Raw genomic sequence first — 5,723 nt, 5'->3', positions numbered from 1 at the left:
TGCCGCCTGCGTCACAAGGGTTTGCGGACGGGATAAGGGTGCTGAAGGTAACGCGGTTGCCACCCAGTTGAGCCTGGGAAATGACACGCTCCCCCTTGGCACCAGTTCCGCCTCTCGCTGCCTTCCGCAATAGATCCAGGTACCATCCTTCGTGGCTATCGGTCATCGTGTTATCGCTGACCGCTCGGCCATTGAGCTCGGTGCCGGTTACCTCCCTCAGAATCTCCTGCTCCAGAAGCGTACTACGCCCGTTGATCTGAGCACCGCTATCAACGATGCCGTAGAACGACTGCACCTGCGGAGTGGCAGGGACCTCATTGTCGGTGGTCTGGTAGAAGCTACCGGTACCGAACACCAGCATGATTTCCCGATCTTTGGTATAGGCCGCGTCTAGTGGTGCGGTGATCGGCTGCGCGCCGCCGCTGGCATCCTTGGCCAAGAACAACGGGGTGATGTTTCCGCCTGATTTCAAGCTGCTTGGGGCATCCCATCCACTGGCAGACGTGCCAGTCATGTCCAGGCGCCACACTTTGCCCAGCGTGTCAGCTACATAAACGCGATCCGCTACGCGATCGTTATCGATATCAACCGCCAAAGGCGCACCGAGATCGCCGCTGCTCGGCAGGTCAAAGCGCTTGATCACACTGCCGTTCGAAGCATCCAGGACCCAGACATAACCATTGGTACTGGTCGTCGGCCGGTCGTAACCGCTAGTGACGATTACGCCGAACTTCCCGTTGTAGAGCGGAACCAGACTGGGGCGCCCGAGGCTGTAGCCCATTTCCGCATGGGTAAACTCCCATAGCACGCTGCTGGCGGACATGCTGTTGGGGTTGGAAACATCCAGCGCAAAAATGCTGCGGCCACCTGCGCCGGATGAACCGACTAAGAGGGTCTTCCACTGACCGCTGACGAGTGCGTCACCGATACGGGGCGTACCGTCCACATAGTAGCGATGCGCATAGGTTGGGTCCGTCAGTTCGTGTAGCTCGTCGATAAGATCATTCGGAACATAGGCAAACAGCTCCTTGCCGCCTGTGCTGCCAAGGCTTGCATCGAAGCCGTGCAACATGCCGTCATTCGCACCGACCACCACCAACGGCGGGCGGTTCTGGTAAAAGCTTTCCGAGCGAAAACTGGTGTACGCGCTCTTGATTGCGTTGGTAAAACCGGCGCTTTCGGGCAGTTGGGAGTAACCGAAGTTCGGTTTATAGATGTACTGCGGGTCAGAGTTGGCAATGTCACCGAGCCGACTGTCACGCTGCCGGAACGGATTGTTAGGCGCTGCATCGGTGCGCTCCTGGCTGCGGTCGCCGCGAATGAAGGCAAGCCGGTTTTGTCCGACTGTTTCCGTCGTCGGAGTTCCGCTGGCAGTAGCCTGAAGTGCGACTTTTTGTGCTGCTTCCAGCTGATCCCACAAAAAGGCTCTGCCCGTTGTTGATACCAGCGCTCCTGTCGTGATGTCAGCTATTGGTGGCGTGGAAGTCAGAATGACGCGATTAGATGTCTGTGCGTTGGTTAGCTCATCCAGCTTCTGTGCCGCTTTCCAAGTAGGAGTTGCGCTCACGGTGCCGTTACTGGAAACCGCCTTGGCCAGTAAGTCCCCGCTCCACTTGGCGCTATCGAGCATCGATTGGAACACGACGGTATCGGTTGCCAGTTTGGTTGAATTGGTTGAGAGGGCCGCTGTGGTACTACTGACTTCCTTGGCGATGTTAGCGAAGGCTGTTTTCAGGCTTTCGACCATTTTGGTTGCATCGCTAGCTACGTAGAAGTTCCGAGGTCGAAGCTCACCAATTTCGGTCTGATCGCCGTCGGTCCACCAGCTGGGTTGGATCTCTTTGGAGGGAGCGTAAGGGTCACCATATTCCTCAACGTCCCTATCGGTTGGGAACTTGATGCCGCCGTATTTGGCGGCCAGCCAATATTGATTTTTGGCTCGGCCTTTCAGTACGCCGTTCTCACGAACATCCACCCAGTGAGTGGAGAGTAGTTGCTTGCCGCTGATATCGTCCCGAAGGTCGACCGTATTGGCGTGGTACGCCATCCCAGCGATATAGGCGGAATTATTACTGCAGCAATCGCCGAATTGGCCTGCGGTCGTTGCTTTTGTATCGACTCCCGCCCCTTCCAAGGTATCAACCACTGTAGTAGCGGTTGCAACGTTGAAATTGGTGGCGTCCGCAACAACTTCGGCAGGAGCCGCAGGTTCGAGATTGGTTACAGTAGCCCCGGGCAGGTTGCGGTCGGCGTGTGTATTGGTATCTCCAATTCCAAGGATGACGTTCTTCTGGCATGCGTACTGGATGGGGTCGTCCCAAGAAGTTATGACCGGAAACCCGTCCAGCCACTTTTCTTTGGAGTCCCCATTCGCTGCATGCGCCGGGGTCGGCGTGCTGTATTCCGTAACGTTACCCAGATTGCGAAAATAACGGAATGCTGCGTAATACAGCTCGCTAACCGGGTCGTTGCTCTTGTGATCGTAATTATTAAGCTGGCCAAACTTATTCAGGTAGTTGATGACGCCGCTATTGCTAACCGAAATGCCAAAGAGGGCTTGGGTGGATGTTGCATCGTTCGGGTTTGGGTTTGTAACTAAAATCCCAGTAGATTCATCCCATTCTTTGTTAGTGTTGTCCAGCTCCCTGGCAATGCCACGCGCTCTTTTAAGCGGACCAACGTATTTTTGGCCGGCACGTAGCACCCCGCCATCGCGTAGCTGATTTTTATCATTAAGATAACCGAATGCGCTATAGCGAATGCTGGAAGAGTACTGCTGCAGTAAGCCTTCTGGCTTGTAATTGGAGTCGCTGTATTTTTTACAGTTTGACTCAATGTTGCCGACGACGCAGACCTTTACTCTTATTTTTATGCGATACACACTCTTTACTTGGTTGCCTGCATAAAAGGCGGTCTTAAGCTTCCCGTTCTCCCATTGGGTCGTATTATTTGGGTCGTAATAGGTCCATTCATTAGTATTGGTGCCAGTGGCACCTAATCCTCCAATCTTGTCGTTCCAGTTGGAGAAAAGCATTTCTATTCCTTGGCCGCTCAGCCGGATATAGAAATTTTTCCAATCGCTCTTTACAGGGGTCGCACCCGCAAACTCTGTCGCTGGCAATATTCCGGTGTCTATTGCTGGCGATATTCCGTCAGCCGTTTTAAAACGGTCGCCAGCAGTGCTTTGCCCCGTATGGCGCGCCTTCTCAAGTACGGTAACGCCGACTGTGTCACGATAGCGATAGCCGCCTGTAAGGGAGCTCCGGAAGGGATCGATTGTCGGTGTGCCTGCCCAGTTCAGGAAATTGCCACTCCATTGTTTGGCAGCGTCGCACTTTCTCGCGGTAGCGTTGCCATCTGGTTCGAACCATTCCTTGGTACCGTCATAGACATAGCACTTGCTGGCATCGAAATAGCCGAGGTAAGTATTGGCTGAGCTGTAGCTGCCGGTATTGGCAATAGAGAGCAAAGTTGGCCACTCCACCGACGGTACCAGCGCAAGGTTGCCCGGCACATTGCTAGCGCCCAGTAGCAGTGGTGTTTGCGAAACGTCTGCAGCGGCCTTGCTGGCGCCGAGCGTCCAGCATAGTGCGGTTCCTGCCAACAGCAATGGGCGCCATGTAGCGGCAAGGCCGTTCCAGGGCATCTTGCGATGGTTGAGCGGCATCATGTCACTCCTCTACAAAATACAGGGAACGAAGGGTGACCTTCGAATCCGGACTGGCGCCGGTGCCGGTTGCTTCGATGCGGACTAGAACGAAGTCGAGAATCAGCGACTCGCCAGCCGCGAGCGAGTCGCCACCAGCGGTGGTTGGGTTGACCATGTTCTGCATGTCGAGCTGTCCGGGGTGTGGAAGCCGCGTAATGGTGTAGGTCGGCTTGCTGGCGACCTCGCCGGTAAACTTAGAGAACGTCACTATCTTAGGGCGCACGACTGTGCTCCCTATTTGGTTATTTATTGGGTACTTGGTGTCGTTAATGAGGTTGGTGTAGTCAGTCTTGACTTCCTGCTCGGCGAAGCGGAGTGCTGCTTCGGCTGCCTGGAATGCAAGGCTCTGGTCTCGCATATTGCCTGCCATGCGCTCCTGCAGATTGGTATCACGCATTGCCGCTGCACCAAGCACGGTAAGTAGCAGGAGCATGATGAGCGCAACGAGCAGTACGGCCCCGCGCTGCTGTTGCGAATAGCCGAAAGATCCGATTTTCATGGCAGACGATTCCGTATGGCAACCGTGGCGGTGTAAACCTGGGCGAGGCGGTTTTCCTTGATGGTGATGGTGCCATCGTTGCCGTATACGGCGTATTCATCGTCCCGCTCGATGCCAGCGATGGCGGGGAAAACGAACTTCTGGGGTTCGTCCAGGACGTTGGTTTCAGGACTGATGGCGAGAACGGCAATTCTTGCCGAAACCACTTTGTTCCAATCACCCTCGCCGCTGGCGGTGAGGTTGTTGGTACCGGCTTCTACATACTCATCTGCAAGGCGATCGCCATCCTTATCTAGACCGTAGGTGACTTGCATATCGATAATGCCGTCCACCAGTTCTTCGTCTGCTTTGCTTGGGCTAAGTACCTTGCGGACCAATGATGGGAGACGACCCTCGGCAGCATTGTCGCGAATGAAGTAGGTGTGGCTGCGTAAAACGTGCGCTGTAAACTTGCCGTTATAAGCTTGACTCATCCCGGTACCCGTGTTGCCTGGAGTCTCGTTGTTACCATTCGTTTGAAAGGTGCTCGCATTACCATTATTCGTGTTCTGAAAGATGTCACAGCCGGTTGAGTTAGCTACCAACACAATTTGCCCGCTGTAAGTACCGGTTTCACCTTCAACGCCAAGATTGCCGCCGCCAACTTTGTTGTTGCCTTTAGATTCGAACTCCGTGCCGTCCCCCGCATATTTCACAATGAACGCGTCGGTGTTCGGACGCAGCTTGTCCGACGACTCGAAAAATACGGGCTTACTGTTGTCCCAGCCTTGAATCGCAGGAGTTGTGCTGTAAGCGTTCTTTTGGTCGATTGTAGCCGTGGCGAGGTCTAGCTGAATAAGCGGATCGCTAAGGCACTCGCCTTTATAACCGGCTTGACGGACATCGAACGCAATGAAGTCGGTTGCAAATCTTCCTGCTTCCTGAACGCGTGCAATAGCTGTATTGGTGCGGTACATATCCTTGCTAGAAAGGAAAACCTGCAGGACGCCGCCAAGCAGGATGAGGCTGATCAACATGGCGACCATCAGCTCGATGAGCGATAAGCCCGTCTGCCGGTATAGGGAAACTGACTTCATAGCTGCGTCCGGTATACAAAAGTTTCGGGTTTGTCATCGGCTTTGTCGGTCCGCCCGCGGTTGTCGTTCCACTCGATGGAAACAGTGAACATTCGATCGTTGCGGACGACGCTGCCCTGGGCATCGGCAGACAGGAGGCAAGAAAGCGAATTCAGCCACTCAGCTACGTCCCGCTGAGCGAGCGTTCCCGTAGCGGCGAGTTTAGGGTTGCAGGTCTGGTTCTGCAGGGCGACATCGTAGACGCCGTTGAGCGCTTCGGTGCGGTTAGCGCGCATGCGGTCGATAACGTCGTAAGCCAGCACCGTTGCCTGGGAGCGGTAGTAGGCGCTCTGGTTACTCTGCAGCGCCGTCATCTGCATGCCTGCGAGCCCCAGCAGACCCACGGAAAGAATCAGCATGGCCACGAGCACCTCGATGAGTGTCGCCCCCCGCTGGCGGG

At 55.1% G+C, this 5,723-nt stretch carries 4 protein-coding genes; all 4 read right to left on the bottom strand.

What is annotated here, in order from left to right; all coding sequences use genetic code 11:
* Positions 1-3,670 (bottom strand): pilus assembly protein (locus ACN0VI_RS15525; RefSeq protein WP_417447432.1); only part of this gene is annotated, 3,670 nt, incomplete at its 3' end.
* A 1-nt stretch (position 3,671) separates the two neighbouring features.
* Positions 3,672-4,208, bottom strand: a complete 537-nt coding sequence (locus ACN0VI_RS15520) for a pilus assembly PilX family protein (RefSeq protein WP_417447431.1) — start codon at positions 4,206-4,208, stop codon at positions 3,672-3,674.
* Positions 4,205-5,284 (bottom strand): PilW family protein, encoded by a 1,080-nt coding sequence (locus ACN0VI_RS15515; protein ID WP_417447430.1) that lies wholly within the window; start codon positions 5,282-5,284, stop codon positions 4,205-4,207. The genes ACN0VI_RS15520 and ACN0VI_RS15515 overlap by 4 nt, the downstream gene beginning before the upstream one ends.
* Positions 5,281-5,723 (bottom strand): type IV pilus modification protein PilV (gene pilV, locus ACN0VI_RS15510; RefSeq protein ID WP_417447429.1); only part of this gene is annotated, 443 nt, incomplete at its 5' end. The genes pilV and ACN0VI_RS15515, both read right to left, overlap by 4 nt.

It is taken from the genome of Kangiella sp., assembly GCF_048265365.1.
Lineage (GTDB): Bacteria > Pseudomonadota > Gammaproteobacteria > Enterobacterales > Kangiellaceae > Kangiella.
Note: the sequence above shows the minus strand (reverse complement) of the source record. Positions and strands in the feature narration are given on the sequence as shown.